This is a genomic window from Alcaligenes sp. GCM10023179, from assembly GCF_042653705.1.
GTDB classification, from domain to species: Bacteria; Pseudomonadota; Gammaproteobacteria; order Burkholderiales; family Burkholderiaceae_B; genus Alcaligenes; species Alcaligenes phenolicus.
In genome coordinates this window covers 2,033,154-2,049,351 of record NZ_JBHSIQ010000001.1, presented here as the reverse complement: position 1 = coordinate 2,049,351, position 16,198 = coordinate 2,033,154, and the positions used below count along the sequence as shown (strand labels likewise).

Below are 16,198 nucleotides of genomic sequence, written 5' to 3'. Positions count from 1 at the left end.
TATTTGGGTATATTTAATCCATCGAGACATCAACAAAGCCCGGCATGCTGCGCTCTAGCCTGTCTGTTTTGGATGCCGATTTCATGTGTCGTGCAAGCAATGGGCAGCTTGTGGTGCTCTGGCTGATTTTGAAAGGCTGCCATCACCCACGATTTTGTTTTACTTACACGGAATTCTCATGCTGAAGATACGGCTGAAAAAAGTGAGCCAGACTTTGCTTCTAGCTGCTCTTTGTGCCACAGCAGTGTCCGCCACGGCTGATACGCCACAGGCTGTCAGTCTCTTGCAAAGCAGCCGCGCCATTGCAGAGTTAAGTCGCTATACCCAGGAAATCGCCCGCAAAGTCGCGCTGCGCCCAAACTTCACCAGTCTGCAATATGCCTTGATCGAAAATGACACGATTGTGCTGACCGGTCATGCGGGTAAAAACGATACGCCTCTGAATCATGAGACGGTGTATGCCATTGGCTCGGTCAGCAAGCTGTTTGCGGTAGTCAGTGTCATGAAGCTGGCGCAGGAGGGCAGGCTGGATCTGGATACGCCTGTTTATCAGTACATGCCGGACTTTCGCATGGCTGATCCACGTTACCAGCAGATTACGGCCCGGATGCTGTTGAATCATTCGGCGGGCTTGCGTGGCGACGACATCATCAATGACTCCTTGTTCATGGGGGACAACAATCGCAAAGGCTATGAGCAGTTCTTAGACACCTTGGCTGTGCAAGGATTGAATGCAGATCCGGGAGCGTTCTCCGTGTACTGCAATAGCTGCTTTACCTTGACGGAAAAGCTGGTTGAGCACGTAAGCGGGCAGAGTTTCACGGACTATATCCAGACTTCTTTCAATACGCCTTTGGGCATGACGCATACCAGCACCCCGATGAATGGGCCGGGGGAGAATTATGCGCGTTTGAAATGGCCTGGCCGAGACAATGGTTTGCCCTGGATTCACTACAACGTGATTGCTTCGGGCGGAGTGAACTCCACCGCCGAAGATATGGCCAGGTTTGCCCGTTTGTTCATGCAGGACGGTCCCGGTATTTTGTCTATGCAATCCCGTGAGGCCATGCAAGCGCCTGAATATTTACGCGGTTTGTGGCCAGAGGATGTGGACGATAACGGCAATTACGGCTTGGGCTGGGACAGTGTGAAGCTGTATCCCTTTAACGATCTGGGCATTCAGGGCTTGGCCAAAGGCGGTGACATTACCGCACATCATGCGATTTTGGTGGTGTTGCCCAAGCTGAATATGGCGGCTGTGGTGCTCAGCGCAGGGGGGAATAGCGGCAAGAATCAGCTGATTGCGAAGAAAATGCTGCTCAAGGCTTTGGAACTGAAAGGCTTTGATGTGTCAGTGTTGGCTAACAAGTCTTTTTCTGTTGAGGCGGACGCGCCCATGCCTGCTGAGTTGCTGCGCTATGCCGGGGTATACGGCGATAGCGGTGCTTTGATGCAGGTGGACATCCAGGCTGATGGCGCCTTGAGCATTGAGACCGGGAACGGCGTCACCGAGCAGTATCAATACGCCGGTCGATTGGGCTTTGTGAATGCCGAGCGTTCTATTCGTATCCAGTTTGTGGAGGCTCCCAATGGCCGTATTTATCTGTGGGATCGGCGTTACGAGACGGACAAGGGCTTGGGCCAGGAAGCCCAATCTGCTTACCGGGCGCAGAAATTGTCGCCCAATGTGCTGGATGCAGCGATTCAACAAGTCTGGGAACAGCGTAACGGCCTGCGCTATTTCCCGGTGAAGTATTTGTACAACTCCGAGTATTACTTTGTGGACGGGATGCCCGGTGCCAAGCTGGCGTTGAGCAGGGAGCTGGATGGCTATGTGGGGGCCTTGCGTATTCGTGATGCGCAAACTGCGGCCAGCGAGGTGCAAATTCCGGGACAGGCCGGTCGAGAAACCTCACACGCCAGTTTTGAGCTGCATGGTGACAAGGAATATCTCCTGCTCAATAACGACTTGATGCTGAGCGAGCAGGCTATTCGTGCTTTAACTAGTTCAGATCGTCGAGTTCTCTTAGACCCGCAAGGTTTTGCGCAATGGTTCAGGCTGGACGAGCCAACCGCTCAGAAGACCTTGACTGTGAACGTGCCGGCTCGTAGCGCCTATGCCGTGTATGACGAAGAGGGCGGCTGCATTCATTACAGCTTGCTCGATGGCACAGGTCCGGTGAGCCTGCCCACGAAAGGTCACATAGTGTTTGCCGGTTCTCCTACTGCCGTATTTGAGTTGAATATTCAGTAAAACCCGATTCCCAAGAGCGTCCTGCAGAGCACGGGCGGACGCTTTTTTGCCTTCTGACTCGTTTGGGTCAGAAGGTTTTTTTTGATCTTTTTTCGGGGGGCTCGGATCTGGCGCCACACAAGGCTTGCAAGCAAGCCCGAAGTGTCCGCCTAGTAAAAACCCTCTTGGATGTTTTTCTTGGAAAGACCTACTATTAGCCCTCAATTATCGGATATGAGAATTTTATGGTGTACGACTACGTAATTGTTGGAGCCGGGATGGCAGGCGTGTCTTTGGCCTACCGTTTGCCCGAAAGTGCCCAAGTGCTGGTTCTGGAAAGAGAGTCCCATGCTGCGTATCACTCCACGGGACGCTCGGCCGCAATGTTTGTTGAAACCTACGGTACGGAGACAATTCGTGCTTTGACTGTTGCGGGTAACGATTTTTTCAGCCATCCACCTGCAGGCTTTAGCGATCAGCCAATTTTGCTGCCGCGCGGTGTGCTGTATGTGGGGACCGCCGACCAGCAGGATTTGCTGGACAGTCAGTATCAGGATTGGCATGAACAAGGTCTGGATGTCAGCCGCTTGAGTGCTGAAGAAGCCTTGGCCATGGTGCCCTGTCTGGACCCTGCGCAATTGGCCGGTGCCTTGTATGACGGTCAGGGTCAGGACATGGATGTACATGCCTTGCACCAAGGGTTTCTGAAAGGTGCACAAGCCAAGGGTGTGAAACTGCGTCTGGATACGGAAGTGGTGTCGGCCAAGTGGGATGGCGAATGTTGGGAAGTTCAGCTCAACGCCGAGCCTGCAAGTTTGCGTACTCGTGTGTTGGTCAATGCGGCGGGTGCCTGGGCTGATACCTTGGCAGAACGCTGTGGCGTGCAGGCCTTGGGCATTCAACCCAAACGCCGTTCCGCTTTCCTGTTTTCGCCGCCCGAAGGTGTGGATCATCGTGACTGGCCCGCCGTCATTGATATTGGCGAAGAGTTTTACTTCAAGCCCGATGCCGGCATGTTGCTGGGTTCACCGGCCAATGCCGACGACGTGGATGCGCATGATGTCGTGGCTGAAGAGCTGGATGTGGCCACCGGCATTTACCGTATTGAAGAGCGCACTCAGCTCCGTATCCGTCGTCCCAGCCACACTTGGGCGGGGCTGCGCAGTTTTGCTCCTGATGGTGAGCTGGTGATTGGTCAGGATGCAAACTGCCCCGGTTTTTTCTGGCTGGCCGGTCAAGGTGGTTATGGGATTCAAACCGCTGCAGGCGCGTCCTTGCTGGCGGCCAGTTTGTTGCAAAAGCAGGATCTGCCCGATTCTTTGAAGGCCTTGAATATTGATCCGGCTGTGGTATCACCCGCTCGTTTCAGAACATAAAAACAGCAGCACTTTGATCTCCCGGAGGAGAAAGCATGTCGAATATAAAAAATATCCTGGGCATTGCGATGGCCTTTGTCGGTGTGGTGGTGGGGGCCGGCTTTGCATCAGGACAAGAGATATTGCAGTTTTTCAGCAGCTTTGGGTATAGGGGGCTGCTGGGAGGGGTGGTCAGTGGTCTGTGCTTCACGATACTGGGCATGGCGGTGGGGGAGCTTAGCCAGGTTTCGGTATCGCATTCCTTCAAGGAGGGCTTGTATCTGATTTGTGGGCCGCGTCTGGGTGTGGTGGTCGACATCATGATTACCTTCTTCATGTATGCGATTGCCGTGGTGATGTTTGCTGGTGGCGGCTCGCTGATGGAGCAGCAATGGGGCGTGCCGGCGCAATACGGCAGTATCGCCGTCATGCTGATTACCGTGCTGATTGTGTTCTTGCGCGTGGATCGGGTGATGGCCTTTATTGGCAGCATCACGCCCATCCTGGTTCTGATGATGATTTTCCTGTGTATTTACAGCTGGAATACGCGGGATTTGCCATTGGAAGAACTGGATGTGATTGCGCAGACTAAACCACAAGGTGCGGGGCATTGGCTGGTCGGCTCTTTACTGTACGTGTCCTACAACATGGTGGTGGGGGCGCCGTTCCTGATGATTGCCGGTGCGCAAGCGACTTCTCGGCGCAATGCCTTGCTCGGTGGACTGGTAGGTGGCTTGTTGCTGGGCTTTTTGATTGTGCTGATCAGCGCCGGTGTGTTTGGCCGTATCGATACGATTGGCTCGGCGGCCTTACCCATGCTGATGCTGGCTACTGAACAGTCCAAACTGCTGGGAACCATTATGTCCGTGGTGATTTTCGCCATGATTCTGACAACCTCGGTGGGTGTGCTGTATTCCTTCTCGGCCCGGATTTTTACGCCCAATACCCGTAAATTCAATATCGGTACGGCTATCGCCGGGGTGCTGGGACTGGTGGGCGCCAAGATTGGTTTCATCAATCTGGTGGGCACGGTATACCCGTTTTTCGGCTACCTGGGCTTTGTTTTGATGGCCTGGATTCTGATTGCCTGGTTCCGTTTGCGCCGCTTACAATCCAGGAATGCTACGTAATGAACTGCTCAGCAAGGAACAGGTAGGAACCCGCCTGCGCCAAGCCCGACATAATCAAAAACAGACACTCAAGCAGTTGTCTGAAAAAACCGGCTTGGCGCTGTCCACTATTTCCAAAGCAGAATTGGGGCAGGTCACTTTAAGCTATGAAAAGTTTGTGGTCCTGGCCCGTGCCCTGAATATTGAAGTCGGTTCTTTGTTTGCCGTTCCCGATCAGGAAACTGCGCAGCCATTGCCCACCACCGAAGTGGGCATTTCCAGCCATAAATCTACGGCCACCCCTGGCTATGCCACCCGCAACTATGAATACGGCCTGTTGTTTGGCGAGCTCAGCGGCAAGCACATGAATCCGATTCTGGCCGTGATTGATTCACGCGATGCCAGCGAGTTTGACGACTATATCCGTCACGCTGGGCAGGAGTTTGTGATTGTGCTGTCCGGCTCTATTGCCATTCAGTTTGAAACTGGCGAAACCCTGTTTCTGGAAGCCCACGAGTCAGCGTATTTTGACAGCGGTATCGGACATATCTATTTATCCACCAGCGAAGACGACGCCAAGGTTGTGGCCGTCTGTACCAGTGGATTGCCGCCGGGGATTGTTTAAGGTTCGTCGCTTGGTTTGCGCTTGTCCGTTACATCATCAAAAATCGGTGGCAGGATGGTGTTTTGCGTGGCCGATACGGGTGGCGTGCCGTTGGTTTTCAAGGGGGCCACACAACGCGCGGTGGAGTGCTGGAAATACACAGTGCCTACTGGGCGGCCTTTCAGACGAGCCAGTTCGGGCTTGGCGTCAATAGCCGCTTCCGACAAGGGAAAGACAATGCCGCGTGTGGGGATGGTGTGGCGTGAGCTGGCTCCCTCATTGCTGCCGCCTTTGAAAATCCGTACGTGGGCTGGATCACGGGTCGGGTCTGAGATCACCCATTCATGCAGGCCATTGGCCATATCCTGAATGCCCAGCGGATTGGGTGGGAAGGCGCCCGTCTTGTTTTTGTCTGCTTCATTGCCTTGCTCAGGCAAGTTGCGGCCTGCCTGCCACTGGCCGTTGTCGGTTGCCCAGGGAAAGGGCTGGCCACGGCTGCGGGCCGCGTATTCCCATTCAGCCTCTGTAGGCAGGCGCATGTCCAGGCCGTTGTTTTTTCCTAACCAGGCACAAAATGCTTCGGCTTCGTCGTAGGGCATATTGGCGACCTGTTCGCCATCGCCTTTTACCGGCTGCCAGCGCCCAGGGCGCTTGGTTTGCTTCAAGAAGCGATCGTACAAGGCGTTAGTTGCCTCTTTTTTCATGATGGAAAAGGCGTTGACCTCTACCGGGTAGGGCTCCAGAGCCCCCTGATCCGGCTGTGCCACCCATTGCACGGACAACTCACCGTCGGAGTTACGCATGGGAACCTGAAAATTGCCGGCCATAAAAGAGCCGCCTTCTACCTGGATCAGTTCAGGACCGGGTTCGGGGCGCGTGGGTAGTGATCTCAGCACCAGCAGGAGCAGGACGCTGGCAACGATGAGGGTGGCGCTGATCCGAAAGGGGGTATGACGCAATCTTGTTTCCTTGCTCTCACCGCATGTGAGCTGAGAGCTTTGTCGATTAATTTCGCTTATATGGCCCCGTATTATTCCATGCCTGTTTATAAGACGGGTCTGTCTGAGCGCAGAGTTTAATGATTTATTGGTATGGAGGGGGCGTCTATTATGTTTATTCAGCGTTTTTAGACGGTTTTTCAGGGACAACCGTCAAAGGAATGCGGATAGCCTGGCCTTCCTGGATCATAAAGTGCCAGCGAGTGGCATCAAACAAGGCTGGGCTGATCTCAAAGACTGCGACATCCGAAACGCTCACCAAGGGGTTGATTTTGTCAGGGCCAACCGTGTCCAGATCATGAGCGTAGCGATAGTCCTGTGTCGCTCGCTGATTGGGCGCTACTTTCTGGCCTGAAGGGTCAACCAGAAACAGGCGTGGCCGATGGATCTGCGGATTCAGTGGACGAGGGCTGGTGTTGGTGTAGCGGTAGTGCAAGACGATAAACAGATTGTCCTGACGCGCCGGAGTTGCCAGTTCCCCGGAGTCCAGCTGAGTCTGACGCTGCCATTCATCCAGATAAGTATGCAGGCGCACACCCTGATAGTCGGGCGTGAACAAGGTCGTCCCGTAGTTCAGAACGGGAGCCGCAGGCGGGATAGGCGCAATGCCGGGAAGGGAGCCAGGCTGCTTTTGTGTAGACAGAACCCGATCGTTTTGACTGTAGGCAGTGGCAGAACACAAGGCTAAAGCGGCGCACAGCCAAAAACGGGGCAGGGTGACAGTCATGGATGTGGACAGGGCCGCTTCAAGAGGTGTAGGCAGGGGAATGGGGGCCTTAATCGCAGGCAAAAAATAAACGGCTCATGAGCCGTTTTTCTTAACTACTTTTTTTAGATCGTCCAGCTCTTTGCGCAGGGCGACAACTTCGTCACTGAGCAAACCAATAACGGCCATTTGACTTTGATACATTTCGACCAGCGGGTGGTAGCTAATCCCACGGCTGGTCAGTTCCCGACAAAGCGCGCTAAGCCCGGTGCCAGCGCGCTTGGTTAAAGTAGCCATCTTCCTGTGATCCATAAGCCTGCATCCTGATCAGTAGTTGTTCGATGTTTACATCCATTAACCATACCAAAATTCGGTGACAATAGTCGTTTTTCTTAAAACTTCTTGTATATCTGTGGTTTAGCGACAGGTCTAGCCCACTTGGAAGTTGCCTTCCGGGTAACGAATACGGCTGCGTTTGCGTGTGGCCAGCGAGTAAATCAAGGTTAGAGGCCCGAGTCGGCCTGCAAACATCAGCACCATGATCAGGATCTGGCTAGGCGTGGACAGCTTGTGGGTAATGCCGTGACTCATGCCGGTGGTACTCAAGGCCGACGCGGCTTCAAACAGCAGGCTGGTAATGGGCATGTCCTCAAACAAGGTCAGCAGCAAGACGCTGATGAAGTACAGTGCGCCGGTAATCAGGAAAAGTGCCAGGGCTTTCTGTACGGTTTCTGGAGCCACGCTGCGTTCCATCAAGACCACTTCTTCGCGTTGACGGATGTAGGAGCGTACCGCCGCCAGCAAGACAATCAAGGTGCCGATTTTGATACCGCTGGCCGTACTGAGCGAGCCGCCACCAATCAGCATCAGCACAATCAGGGTCAACTGAGTGCTGTCGCGCAGGCTGGCAATGTCCATGGTGGTAAAGCCCGCAGTACGGGTGGCCGCATTCTGCATCCAGGCGGCCAGCGCCTGATCACCCAGGCCCAGCATGCCCAACGTATTTGGATTCGTGAATTCCAGCGCCCAGAGACTGAAAAAACCAATCAGGTTCAGGATGAGTGTTCCGATCAGGATCAGCTTTGTGTACGGCAAAAGTGTTTGCCAGCGTTTTTTCTGGCCTACGTCGGCCAGTACGGTAAAGCCAATCCCGCCCAAAATAATCAGGCCGGATAAGGTCATGACTGACACGAAATCCCCGGAAATGGGGATCAAGGAGTCATGAAATAGCGAGAAGCCCGCATTATTGAAAGCCGTGACCGCATGGAACAAGGCGCGATAAAGGGCTGTGGTCCACGGTAAATCAATGGTCCAGCGCAGAAACAGAATGGCGGCGGCGATCAGCTCAATCAGGGCAGCAATCTTGAACACTTGAAAGGCTGTACTGCGGATGCGGGACACGCTGGTTTGATTAAAAGCCTCCAGTGCCAGTGCCTGCTGGCTGACACTGATGCGTTTGTGCATGGTGATGGCGGCAATCACGGCAAAGGTCACAAAGCCCATACCGCCAATTTGCACGAGCAGCGCCAGCACAATTTGTCCAAAGTGCGTCAAGTCTGTTGCCGGATCAATGACCGCCAGGCCCGTGACGGTGACAGCCGAGGTGGCCATGAACAGCGCCTGAAAAATCCCCAGCCGGGGCGTAGCTGCTTGTGGCAGGCTCAGCAAAATCGCGCCCAGAATAATCAGGGCCATAAAACCCAGCGCCAGCACCAGTGGCGGGCTGGCGCTCAGGGTGCGGGTATGAGGATTGACCTCAAGACGGCGAGTCAGACTATTGGGCAGCCAGTTGCGCATACATCAGACCAATTTGGGGGCGGCGGTACGAAGTGCTTGCAACTGTCCGAGCAGGATCAGCAAGTCTTTGGCATGCAAGGCAAAATCAGGGTCTGGCTGGATGGTGGTTTGACCACGACGCTTGACCAGCAAGACCTGAACATCGTTCATTTGCTCGCGCAGCACGTCCTTGATGGTCTGGCCATTCATATTGTCGCTGGCCGTGACTTCGACGACGTAATCACCATTGCCCAGGCTGATGTAGTCGTTGACCATGGGGTAGCTGAGCATTTGGGCGACTCGTATGCCCATTTCTTCTTCGGGGTGAATAATCCGGTTCACACCAATTTTGGCCAGAATCAAGTGCTGGGTATGGGAAATGGCTTTGGCCCAGATTGTCGGCACACCAAAACTTTTCAGGTGAACCACGCAAACCAGGCAGGATTCAATATCAGCGCCAATCGCAACCAGAACTACGTCATAATTGTCCAGCCCCAGCTCTTCCAGAGCCTGGCGGTCAGTGACATCGGCAATGACGGCACGGTTTAATTGGTCCGCATATTTGTTGACCAGTTTCGGATTGGTATCCACTCCCAGTACGGAGTGGCCCATTTTCATGAGTTCCAGGGCGCAGGCCGAACCGAAGCGGCCTAATCCTATGACGGCGAACTGTGCCATAGCTTATTTGATCCGTTTGATGCTTGAAACAATTTCAAGCCAAATTAAGCGTTGATGGTATAAAGACATATCTGGTAAAAACCCTTATCGGGTATTCCCTTGGGCGCGTGTCGTTCAAGCCCTGGCGGAAACATCAATAGTGGACAGTGTAAAACAATGGTTAGTTTGTTTGATCCAATCAAACTGGGTGATATTGAACTCATGAACCGCATCATCATGGCGCCCATGACACGCGCACGCGCCTCGGAGGGCCGTATGCCCAATGATTTGATGCGTATGTACTATTGCCAGCGGGCCAGCGCGGGGCTGATTGTAGCCGAAGCCACTTCGGTATCGCCGCAAGGTGTGGGCTATGCCCACACGCCGGGCATCTGGAGTAGTGCACAGGTAGATGCGTGGCGCACGATTACCGAAGCCGTCCATGCCAAGGGTGGCCGTATTGTCTTGCAGTTGTGGCATGTGGGGCGTGTGTCTGATCCGGAGTTTCTGAATGGCCAAATGCCGGTTGCGCCCAGCGCAATTGCCTGTGAGGGCATGGTCAGTCATTTAAGCCCGGAACGTCCTTTTGTGGTGCCGCGTGCCCTGCGCAGTGAAGAAATTGCCGATATTGTGGACGACTTTGCCGTTGCCGCTCAAAACGCGCTGAGCGCCGGTTTTGATGGGGTGGAGATACACGGTGCCAATGGCTACCTGATCGACCAGTTCCTGCATGATGGCTCCAATACCCGCACGGATGCTTACGGTGGTTCAATTGAAAACCGGGCTCGTTTCCTGTTGGAGATTGTGGACGCCTGTGTCGCCATTTGGGGCGCTGGCCGAGTCGGTGTGCATTTGTCCCCACGTGGTGGCTTGCATGGCATGAAGGATTCCGATCCGGCCCGTTTGTTCTCGTACGTGGCTTGCGAACTGGATCGCCGTGATATTGCCTTTTTGTTCCTGCGCGAAAGCCCGGCTTCGGACAGCTTGTTGCCCATGATCAAATGCCAGTTTGGTGGCGCGATTATCGCTAACGAACATTTCGATTTGCCGACAGCACAGACCACTTTATCCAAAGGCATGGCAGACGCCGTGTCGTTCGGTAAGGCTTTTTTGTCCAATCCGGACTTGCCCTTGCGTTTGCAGTTGCGTGCGCCCTTGAATGGCTGGGATCGGGATTCGTTTTACACCCAGGGGCCTAAAGGCTATACGGATTATCCATTTTTGAAATCCAACCTGGAATGGGATCAGCCTGTGGGTGAGGATTTGCAGGCGCATTAAGCTTGCCTGTGATTAAGTAGGTGGAAATAAAAAAGCCCGTTTGATACGGGCTTTTTTAATGGGCTTTATTGTAGATCGGTAGCAGTTTGGGGCAGCGTGCCACTTTCTAAGGTGTATTGCACCTGGTGTTCAGCTACCGCGCACCACTCGAAAAGTGGCTGCCGCTTTAACCAGCAAGCGTTCCTTCTCGTCATACCCGCCACCTTCGCAGTAAGCGGTATCGCCTTCCAGATACAGGCATTGGGCCTTGAACCAGACATCGCCACGAGCAGGCAGTAAAAACTGCGAGTTCATGTCTATGGTGGCCATCCCTGAGCCAGGACGTTGTGCCCGTGCGGCGGCGCTAAGGGTGAAATCCAGAATCGCCATCAAGGTGCCCCCGTGCACATCGGCACGGGAGTTGGCATTACAGGCTTGCCAGGGCAGAAAAGTAATCACTTCCTGCTCGGTGCTGCTAACGGTTTGCAGGCCCAGGTGCTGCATCAGGGGGATATGTGTGCCGAAAAAGTCCTGTTTGGGCTGCGCCAGTTCGGCCTGCAAATGCTTCATGGGTTCAGCTTTTGCTTCACTTGAGCGGAAACCTGGGACATATCGGCACGGCCAGCCAGTTTGGCTTTCACCAGACCCATGACCTTGCCCATCAATGCGGGGCCTTGAGCGCCGTCAGCCTGAGCCTGGGTAATCGCATCGGCAATGGTCGCATCAATTTCGGCGCTATCGGCTTGCTGTGGCAGGTATTCCTGCAGAATCAGCAATTCGGATTTTTCTTTCTCGGCGCTTTCGGTACGGCCAGCAGATTCAAAAGCCTGGATGGATTCGCGGCGTTGCTTGACTTGTTTTTCAATGATGCTGCTTACTTCAGCATCGCCCAGCTCGGTACGTTCGTCCACTTCGCGTTGTTTGATCGCGGCTTGCAGAAAACGCAAGGTCTCCAGGCGTCCGCTATCGCGAGCGCGCATCGCCGTTTTGATATCTTCAGCTAAACGGGTTTTGAGTGTTTGACTCATGGTGGTTCCTGGTTGAACGGGCAAAGCCCTAGTTTAACGCAGGGCGGGGGTAGGGAAAAATCCGATTATTGAAAATCCCGGCTGCGTGCGACCAGATCACCAATCAGGTGATTCATGGATACCAGACGGCGGGCAATTAAATGGCAAACGCTGCCATCCCGTTGCCAGACGCCATAGACACCCAGCAGGCGAGATTGAAGCAAGGCCTGAGATTGCGCCTGCGCCAACTCTTCACGCACGATGACATTGACACTGCCGGTTTCATCTTCCAGCGTTACAAATACGGTGCCTTTGGCGGTGCCGGGGCGTTGGCGGGTGGTCACCAGCCCGCAGGCCCGTGCCAGCCGCCTATCCGGGCAGGCTTGGTTGAGTTGTTCTGCGGTGGAGAATCGCAAGGGGGACAACTGTGTGCGTAGCAAGGACAGGGGGTGACGATTCAGGCTCAAGCCCACGGCCTGATAATCACTTAACACTTCCAGCCCCACACTGGCTCGTGGCAAATCCGGGGTGTGCTCCGGCGTTTCAGCATGGCTCAGCAAGCCCGCCTGACTGGGGCGCCGGGCATCCCAAACACTGTGGCGGCGTTGGCTATAAGCACTGCGTAAAGCATGGGCCTGGGCCAGCGCTTGCTGATCGTGGGCTGACAGGGCCAGTTCCTGGCGCAAGCAGGCCAGATTCAGCGTACGGTCCGGGTGGCTTTGCCGGTAACTCACGATGGCTTGGGCGCCTTGCTCGCTCAAGCCTTTGACCATGTGCAGGCCCAGACGTACCTGAGGCGGGCCGCCAAGCTCGGAACACACGTGGCTGTCATACAGGCTGTATTGCACATCAACAGGCAAGACCTGAACGCCGTGACGGCGTGCATCCTGGACCAATTGGCTGGGGCCGTAAAAACCCATGGGTTGAGAGTTCAGCAAGGCCGTCAGAAAGTGCTCCGGGTAACGTGCTTTCAGATAGGCGCTGAACCAGGCCAGTTTGGCGAAACTGGCCGAGTGACTTTCCGGAAAACCGTACTCCCCAAAACCGCTGATCTGATCGAACAGGCGCTGGGCAAATTCGGGGGCATAACCTTTGGCAGCCATGCCATCGAGCAGCTCTTGCTCAAAAGGCCCCAAACCGCCACGACGACGCCAGGCCGCCATGGCCCGCCGCAAGGCGTCCGCTTTGTCAGCCGAGAAACCCGCCGCCTCCATGGCCAGTTCCATGGCCTGCTCCTGAAAAATAGGCACGCCCAGGGTGCGTTCCAGCACATGGCGGATTTCGGGAGCGGGGTAGTCGACTTTGCTGTGGTCGCGACGGCGTTCCAGATAAGGATGCACCATGCCCCCTTGAATGGGGCCGGGGCGCACAATGGCCACTTGCACCACCAAGTCGTAAAAGCATTTGGGACGCAGGCGCGGCAACATGCTCATCTGGGCGCGGGACTCGATCTGGAACACGCCTATGGTGTCAGCGCGCCGTATCATCCGAAAGGTTTTGGCGCTGTGCAAAGGGATGTCCTGCAAGCGGAATGGTTTGCCTTTTTGCTGGCTGATACTGTCCAGGCAGCGACGCAAGGCGCTCAACATACCTAAGGCCAGAATATCGACTTTCAGCAAACCCAGCACATCCAGATCATCCTTGTCCCATTGCACAACGCTGCGCCCTGGCATGGCGGCGTTTTGAATCGGCACCAGCCTGTGCAAGGGTGTTTGTGAAATTACAAAACCGCCAGGGTGCTGGGACAGGTGACGTGGAAAGCCCATCAGCTGGCGGGTCAAGGACAACCATTGATGCGCTTGCTCTGGCGGGCATTCGGGAAAGCGTGCCAGGACTTCATCCTGAATGTGGCTGTCTTTAAGCCAGGCACGGTCGCATTGAATCAAGGCCTCGATCAAGGCGGAAGGAATGCTTAGCGCCTTGCCGGTGTCCCGCAAGGCGCTGCGGCGTCTATAGGTGGTGATCACCGCTGTTAAGGCTGCTCGTTGTCGGCCATATTTGCGGTAAATGTATTGAATAACCTCTTCGCGACGCTGATGCTCGAAGTCCACATCAATATCGGGCGGTTCAGCCCGTGCGCGGCTGATGAAGCGCGCAAACAAGGTATGGCTGCTGGCAGGATCAACTTCAGTAATGCCCAGGCAGTAGCACACGGCCGAGTTGGCGGCAGAGCCTCGGCCCTGGCACAAAATCCCCTGACTGCGCGCGTAACTGACGATGTCATGCAAAGTCAGAAAGTAGGACTCGTATTGAAGGTCTGCAATCAGGCTGAGTTCCTCTTCCAGGCGCGTGCGCAAGCTGTCGCTAATCCCTTTGGGGTAGCGCTTTTGCGCGCCACGCTCGGTTTCCTGTCGCAGATACTCAATGCCACTGAGACCGGGCGGGACAATCTCGACCGGGTACTCGTACTTGATTTCACTTAAACAAAACTGGCATAGCTCCTGGATGTGATCGGTGGTCTCACGCAGTTCGGCCGGGTAAAGATTGGCCAGTTGGAAACGACTGCGTAAGTGATGTTCTGCATTGCTGGCCAGGGACCAGCCGCATTCTTGCACAGGTGTTTTCAGGCGTATGGCTGCCAAAGTATCGTGCAAAGGCTGGCGAGAGCGCACGTGCATATGGACGCCGCCTAACGCGGCACAGCGTAATCCACATGCCTGCGCTGCCAGCCTGACGGCGCGCAAATGCTGCATGTCCTGATCGCGCCTATGCAGACTGATGCCTAAAAACAGTCGGCCTGCAAACAGGTCCAGCAAATGCTGTGTTTGAAGACGGATGTGCTCGCTATCCAAGCCATAGGCCGGCTTGTAGATGACAAGACAGTCTGGCAGAACCTGTTGTTGGGAACCTTGGCGGGCTTGTTGCAAAAAAGACCAGTCAATCGAGGCTTCCTGCTTCAAGTCCAGTGATTGGTGCAGGTGCGAGATGAATTGACAGAGATTGCCGTAGCCTTCCTTGTTGCGCGGCAGAATCAGCAGCTCATGGGTCTGAGTGTCGTTGCAGGTTCTTGTCTCAGCCTTGGCGACTTGTGGGCGCTGATTGTCCCACCCCCCCGTAAAGCGGAACCGACTTCCAACCAACAGACGAATTTCCGGATGCAACTTGGCCTGCGCATAAGCGCGCACCACACCGGCCATGGAGGCGTAATCGCATAAGGCCAGCGCCTTGTAGCCCAATTCGGCAGCGCGGCTGATCAGCTCTTCGGGGTGGGACGCGCCATTCAAGAAGCTGTAATTGGACAGGCAGTCCAGTTCGGAATACAGCAGGTCTATATGGGGTTTCATCCAAAGACTCCGTGCAGATACCAGGCATGCTCCTGGCTCAAGTCTCGATAAACCCAATACAAACGCCCCTGCGGACACAGGGCAATAAAGTAGTCCCGCTGCTGATGCCCGGTGCCGCTCCACCAGCCTGTCTGTACCCGCTCCGGGCCTTGAACCAGGCGCAAGCGCTGCTGATCCAGAAGCGGAGATTGCTGATCGTGTTGTAAGGGCTGAGCCGGGTCCAGCATCCAGCATGGACGTTGCAAAGCCGGACGGTCCGCATCGGGGGGCTGGCTGCGGGACAAGGGGAGCCATTGATTCGCTTGTTCAGGCAAATAGCTGGCTTGGGCGGCAGGTGTCAAAATCTGTTCAGCCCCCAGCCTGGCCTGCAAGCGCTCCAACAGTTGTTGATCCTGCTCTTGCCAATGACGCGCATCGGGAAACAGGCTGCTGGCATGAGTTTGGCGCGGGTGTAGTTGCTGTGCCTGCAGCACCATGCTCTGTACGGCCGCCTGTAATTGCAGTTGCTGGAACTGTTCTTGCCATACGGGCAAAAAGTCCTGGCTACGCCAGCAGGACCGGGCCATTTGCAACTCCAGGCGGGTGGTCGTGGGGTAGTCCTTGTATCTTTCTGTGCGTAGTACCAGCTCCAGACGTCCACAAGCCAACTGGTACTGATTCAACCAGGCCTCCAGCTTGATCAATAGGCGATTTACGGCCCGCAAGATGGTGGGTTTGTTATTGGATGGCGTATCCATCTCCAGCTTGTCTGTAAATTGCGGGGCGGCATGCACCCATTCCAACGCCCAGCTTTGTGTGCCGTAGGCTTGGTCCAACTGCAACAGCAGGGCACGCAGCCCGCGCTGGGATAGACCATCGCGGGGGAGTTGGTGCAACTGGCCCAGGGTATGGCAGCCCAGACTATGCAACCATTGCAGCTGGTCGGCAGGCGGAGCCAATAAGTGGATGGGAAGCGGGTTCAGACAGGCCTGCAAACGTCGTGCACAACGGCGCTGCTTGCGTCCGGATAAAGCCAGCAAGCAGGCCGCACGGGCAGTGGGTGCCAGGGCCAGGCAGGGCTCGGGAATAAGGGCTTGCAAGTCAGCCCGGACCTGTTGGTACAGACGACGCAAACCACCAAACAGTCGGATGCTGGCACTGATATTCAGTACCCATAAATCGGCTTGAACCTGTGCCAGCTGAGGGCTGTAGCGCAGCATAACGGCTTGAATA

General features: G+C 55.2%; 14 protein-coding genes. 5 read left to right on the top strand and 9 right to left on the bottom strand.

The window, feature by feature from the left end:
• The first annotated feature begins 178 nt into the window (after window positions 1–178).
• The 4 genes from ACFPDR_RS09260 (at window position 179) to ACFPDR_RS09245 (ending at window position 5,322) form a co-directional block, all read left to right on the top strand.
• A complete protein-coding gene (locus tag ACFPDR_RS09260; protein ID WP_376911036.1) occupies window positions 179–2,254 on the top strand; it encodes a serine hydrolase domain-containing protein in 2,076 nt (691 codons plus the stop codon).
• Between the two features lie 224 nt (window positions 2,255–2,478).
• Window positions 2,479–3,609: an NAD(P)/FAD-dependent oxidoreductase gene (locus ACFPDR_RS09255; protein WP_035273219.1), complete on the top strand. Its 1,131-nt coding sequence runs from the start codon at window positions 2,479–2,481 to the stop codon at window positions 3,607–3,609.
• Between the two features lie 35 nt (window positions 3,610–3,644).
• On the top strand, window positions 3,645–4,718 hold the full coding sequence (locus ACFPDR_RS09250) for a hypothetical protein (protein ID WP_268378390.1): 1,074 nt from the start codon (window positions 3,645–3,647) through the stop codon (window positions 4,716–4,718).
• Window positions 4,708–5,322, top strand: a complete 615-nt coding sequence (locus ACFPDR_RS09245) for a helix-turn-helix domain-containing protein (RefSeq protein ID WP_035273216.1) — start codon at window positions 4,708–4,710, stop codon at window positions 5,320–5,322. Before ACFPDR_RS09250 ends, ACFPDR_RS09245 begins: the two co-directional genes overlap by 11 nt.
• Here the strand turns inward: ACFPDR_RS09245 and ACFPDR_RS09240 are convergent.
• From ACFPDR_RS09240 to ACFPDR_RS09220, 5 genes are all read right to left on the bottom strand, one after another.
• Window positions 5,319–6,260 carry a formylglycine-generating enzyme family protein gene (locus tag ACFPDR_RS09240; RefSeq protein WP_257113542.1) on the bottom strand — a complete coding sequence of 314 codons (942 nt, stop codon included), beginning with the start codon at window positions 6,258–6,260 and terminating at the stop codon, window positions 5,319–5,321. The genes ACFPDR_RS09245 and ACFPDR_RS09240 overlap by 4 nt on opposite strands.
• 154 nt (window positions 6,261–6,414) lie before the next feature.
• The gene (locus tag ACFPDR_RS09235; protein WP_035273213.1) at window positions 6,415–7,089 is read right to left on the bottom strand and encodes a hypothetical protein; all 675 of its coding nucleotides are present in this window, start codon (window positions 7,087–7,089) and stop codon (window positions 6,415–6,417) included.
• Between the two features lie 12 nt (window positions 7,090–7,101).
• Complete coding sequence (locus ACFPDR_RS09230; protein ID WP_223254031.1) at window positions 7,102–7,302, bottom strand: hypothetical protein; 201 nt, start codon at window positions 7,300–7,302, stop codon at window positions 7,102–7,104.
• Between the two features lie 132 nt (window positions 7,303–7,434).
• Window positions 7,435–8,802, bottom strand: coding sequence for a TrkH family potassium uptake protein (locus tag ACFPDR_RS09225; RefSeq protein ID WP_009454213.1), 1,368 nt, complete (start codon window positions 8,800–8,802; stop codon window positions 7,435–7,437).
• Between the two features lie 3 nt (window positions 8,803–8,805).
• Window positions 8,806–9,459: a potassium channel family protein gene (locus ACFPDR_RS09220; RefSeq protein WP_251196631.1), complete on the bottom strand. Its 654-nt coding sequence runs from the start codon at window positions 9,457–9,459 to the stop codon at window positions 8,806–8,808.
• 156 nt (window positions 9,460–9,615) lie between these two features.
• On the opposite strand from ACFPDR_RS09220, the gene ACFPDR_RS09215 reads away from it, so the two are divergent.
• Window positions 9,616–10,716: an alkene reductase gene (locus tag ACFPDR_RS09215; protein WP_376911035.1), complete on the top strand. Its 1,101-nt coding sequence runs from the start codon at window positions 9,616–9,618 to the stop codon at window positions 10,714–10,716.
• 129 nt (window positions 10,717–10,845) lie between these two features.
• Here ACFPDR_RS09215 and ACFPDR_RS09210 read toward each other — a convergent pair whose 3' ends face one another.
• The 4 genes from ACFPDR_RS09210 to ACFPDR_RS09195 all read right to left on the bottom strand — a co-directional run bounded on the left by ACFPDR_RS09210 (window position 10,846) and on the right by ACFPDR_RS09195 (window position 16,185).
• Window positions 10,846–11,265 carry a PaaI family thioesterase gene (locus ACFPDR_RS09210; RefSeq protein WP_009454207.1) on the bottom strand — a complete coding sequence of 140 codons (420 nt, stop codon included), beginning with the start codon at window positions 11,263–11,265 and terminating at the stop codon, window positions 10,846–10,848.
• Window positions 11,262–11,723, bottom strand: coding sequence for a GatB/YqeY domain-containing protein (locus tag ACFPDR_RS09205; RefSeq protein ID WP_009454206.1), 462 nt, complete (start codon window positions 11,721–11,723; stop codon window positions 11,262–11,264). The genes ACFPDR_RS09210 and ACFPDR_RS09205 overlap by 4 nt, the downstream gene beginning before the upstream one ends.
• A gap of 65 nt (window positions 11,724–11,788) precedes the next feature.
• Complete coding sequence (locus ACFPDR_RS09200; protein ID WP_268378391.1) at window positions 11,789–14,986, bottom strand: error-prone DNA polymerase; 3,198 nt, start codon at window positions 14,984–14,986, stop codon at window positions 11,789–11,791.
• The gene (locus ACFPDR_RS09195) at window positions 14,983–16,185 is read right to left on the bottom strand and encodes a Y-family DNA polymerase (RefSeq protein ID WP_268378392.1); all 1,203 of its coding nucleotides are present in this window, start codon (window positions 16,183–16,185) and stop codon (window positions 14,983–14,985) included. The genes ACFPDR_RS09200 and ACFPDR_RS09195 overlap by 4 nt, the downstream gene beginning before the upstream one ends.
• Between the last annotated feature and the right edge of the window lie 13 nt (window positions 16,186–16,198).

Excerpts from the sequence above, each read along its gene's own strand:
- ACFPDR_RS09260 (WP_376911036.1), top strand. The coding sequence starts at position 179 with ATGCTGAAGATACGGCTGAAAAAAGTGAGCCAGACTTTGCTTCTAGCT.
- ACFPDR_RS09255 (WP_035273219.1), top strand. The coding sequence starts at position 2,479 with ATGGTGTACGACTACGTAATTGTTGGAGCCGGGATGGCAGGCGTGTCT.
- ACFPDR_RS09250 (WP_268378390.1), top strand. The coding sequence starts at position 3,645 with ATGTCGAATATAAAAAATATCCTGGGCATTGCGATGGCCTTTGTCGGT.
- ACFPDR_RS09245 (WP_035273216.1), top strand. The coding sequence starts at position 4,708 with ATGCTACGTAATGAACTGCTCAGCAAGGAACAGGTAGGAACCCGCCTG.
- ACFPDR_RS09230 (WP_223254031.1), bottom strand. The coding sequence starts at position 7,302 with ATGGCTACTTTAACCAAGCGCGCTGGCACCGGGCTTAGCGCGCTTTGT.
- ACFPDR_RS09225 (WP_009454213.1), bottom strand. The coding sequence starts at position 8,802 with ATGCGCAACTGGCTGCCCAATAGTCTGACTCGCCGTCTTGAGGTCAAT.
- ACFPDR_RS09220 (WP_251196631.1), bottom strand. The coding sequence starts at position 9,459 with ATGGCACAGTTCGCCGTCATAGGATTAGGCCGCTTCGGTTCGGCCTGC.
- ACFPDR_RS09215 (WP_376911035.1), top strand. The coding sequence starts at position 9,616 with ATGGTTAGTTTGTTTGATCCAATCAAACTGGGTGATATTGAACTCATG.
- ACFPDR_RS09210 (WP_009454207.1), bottom strand. The coding sequence starts at position 11,265 with ATGAAGCATTTGCAGGCCGAACTGGCGCAGCCCAAACAGGACTTTTTC.
- ACFPDR_RS09205 (WP_009454206.1), bottom strand. The coding sequence starts at position 11,723 with ATGAGTCAAACACTCAAAACCCGTTTAGCTGAAGATATCAAAACGGCG.
- ACFPDR_RS09200 (WP_268378391.1), bottom strand. The coding sequence starts at position 14,986 with ATGAAACCCCATATAGACCTGCTGTATTCCGAACTGGACTGCCTGTCC.
- ACFPDR_RS09195 (WP_268378392.1), bottom strand. The coding sequence starts at position 16,185 with ATGCTGCGCTACAGCCCTCAGCTGGCACAGGTTCAAGCCGATTTATGG.